Annotated in this window: 2 protein-coding genes; both read left to right on the forward strand. The window is 62.5% G+C overall.

Annotated elements, in window-relative coordinates:
- Positions 1-2,335, forward strand: a 2,335-nt coding sequence (locus tag ACR0E6_RS20720) for a xanthine dehydrogenase family protein molybdopterin-binding subunit (RefSeq protein ID WP_480586857.1), incomplete at its 5' end; no start/stop codon positions are given.
- A 135-nt stretch (positions 2,336-2,470) separates the two neighbouring features.
- The coding region (locus ACR0E6_RS20725; RefSeq protein WP_480586860.1) for an aldehyde dehydrogenase family protein at positions 2,471-2,799 on the forward strand (329 nt) is incomplete at its 3' end.

Below are 2,799 nucleotides of genomic sequence, written 5' to 3' on the forward strand. Positions count from 1 at the left end.
CAGTTCCAAGCGGCGCGAGGACGTGCGCTTTCTGACCGGAGCGGGCAATTACACCGACGTCATCAACGTGGCTGGACAGGCCTATGTGTATTTCCTGCGCTCGGATATCGCGCATGGCAAGATCAACAGCATCGACACTTCGGCGGCCGAAGGCATGCCCGGTGTGGTGCGGATATTCACCGGCAAGGATTTTGAAGGGGTGGGCGGCATCCCCTGCGGCTGGGAGGTGACGGACAAGCATGGCGCGCCCATGCAGGAACCGGCCCATCCCATTCTGGCGCAGGGTAAAGTGCGGCATGTGGGCGATCCCATCGCCGCAGTGGTGGCCGACAGCCTGGCTGAGGCGCGCGATGCGGCCGAGGCGATTGATGTGGATATCGAGGAACTGCCCGCGGTGATCGACATGAAGGCGGCCGCGCAGGAAGGTGCTGTGCTGGTGCATGACGATCTGAAGAACAACATCTGCTATGACTGGCAGCTGGGCGAGACCGATGATGCCAAGGTCGATGAGGTGTTTGCGGGCGCGGCCCATGTGACCACTCTGGATCTGGTGAACAACCGTCTGGTTGCCAACCCGATGGAGCCGCGCGTGGCGGTGGCGGAATACAGCCGCGGGACCGAGGATTATACGCTCTATACCACCTCGCAGAACCCGCATGTGATCCGGCTGCTGATGTGCGCCTTCGTGCTGGGCCTGCCGGAACACAAGGTGCGCGTGGTGGCCCCGGATGTGGGCGGTGGCTTTGGCACCAAGATCTTCCACTATGCGGAAGAGGCGTTTTGTACCTTTGCCGCCAAAGCCTGCAACCGGCCTGTGAAGTGGTCGGCCAGCCGGTCCGAGGCGTTCATGTCCGACGCCCATGGCCGCGATCACGTGACCACGATCGAACTGGCGCTGGATGCGGAGAACAACTTCATCGGTCTGCGCACCAATACGTTGGCCAATATGGGGGCCTATCTGTCGACCTTTGCCAGCTCGGTTCCGACCTGGCTGCATGGCACGCTGGCGGCAGGGAATTACACCACGCCGGTCATTCAGGTGAATGTGAAGGCGATGTTCACCAACACGGTGCCGGTGGATGCCTATCGCGGCGCGGGCCGCCCCGAGGCGACCTATCAACTGGAGCGCGTGATCGACAAAGCCGCGCGCGAGCTGGGGGTCGATCCGATTGCGCTGCGCCGTCAGAACTTCATCACCCAGTTCCCCTATGACACGCCAGTGGCGCTGACCTATGACACCGGGGATTACCACGGGACCATGGACAAGCTGGAGGCCGCTGCTGATCTGGCAGGCTTTGCCGCGCGGCGTGCGGCAAGCGAGGCCAAGGGCAAGCTGCGGGGTCTGGGCATCAACTGCTATATCGAGGCGTGCGGGATCGCTCCGTCGAACATCGTTGGCATGCTGGGGGCCCGGGCGGGTCTCTATGACGCCGCCACCGTGCGGGTGAATGCCACCGGTTCGATCAGCGTCATGGTCGGTGCGCACAGTCATGGGCAAGGGCATGAGACGGCCTTTCCGCAGGTTGTGGCCGAGATGATCGGGATCGACGAGTCGATGGTCGAGATCGTGCATGGCGACACCTCGAAGATCCCGTTTGGCATGGGCACCTATGGTTCGCGCAGCCTTGCGGTTTGTGGCTCGGCCATGGTCAAGGCCACCGAGAAGGTGATCGACAAGGCCAAGAAGATCGCGGCCCACCTGCTGGAAGCATCCGAGGCCGATATTGAGCTGAAGGACGGTCAGTTCAGCGTCGCAGGCACCGACAAGTCGGTGGCCTGGGGCGATGTGACCCTGACGGCCTATGTGCCGCATAACTACCCGCTGGAGGTGGAGCCGGGGCTGGAGGAGACCGCGTTTTATGACCCGGCCAACTTTACCTTCCCCTCGGGCGCCTATGCCTGCGAGGTCGAGCTGGACCCCGAGACCGGTAAGGTCACCATCGAGGCCTTCACCGCCGCCGATGACTTTGGCAATATCGTCAACCCGATGATCGTGGATGGTCAGGTCCATGGCGGCATCGGTCAGGGCATCGGTCAGGCGCTGTTGGAGAACTGCGCTTATGACGAGAATGGTCAGCTGCTGAGTGCCTCTTACATGGATTACGCCATGCCGCGCGCCGATGATGTGCCGTTCTATGGCGTCGATCATTCCAGCCAGACGCCGTGCACGCATAACCCGCTGGGTGTGAAGGGCTGTGGTGAGGCCGGGGCCATTGGCTCACCGCCTGCGGTGGTCAATGCGGTTCTGGACGCGATGAACTCGGGTGGCAAGGCTGTCGATCACATCGACATGCCGGTGAGCCCGTCGCGCGTCTGGGCGGCGATGAACAGCTGAGTTGGAGAGGGGGGTGCGCGGGGCCAGCCCCGCCGCCCATTGGTGCTCGAACCAATGGCGCACCAACGGCGGCCCCCCGGGATATTTTTAGCCAGATGAAGCAGGGATCCTGTTTCTTTCGGAAATGGAGTGAAGATGGGGCAGATGTTGAAATGTGTCTCGCCGATCGACGGATCGGTTTATGCCGAACGTGAAGTGTTGTCGCGAGAGGCCGCTTTCAGGGCCGCGGCGCGTGCTCGGGCTGCTCAGGCGGAATGGGCAGCTCGTCCGGTGCAGGAGCGGATCGATCTTGTGATGGCGGGTGTGGCCGCCATTGGCGCCATGAACGATGAGATCGTGCCGGAACTGGCCCATATGATGGGTCGCCCGGTGCGTTATGGCGGCGAGTTCGGTGGATTCAACGAACGTGCCAGCCATATGGCGGAGATTGCCGAGACGTCTCTGGCAGATATCGCCGTCGGTGA

Source organism: Ruegeria sp. AP12 (genome assembly GCF_056540025.1).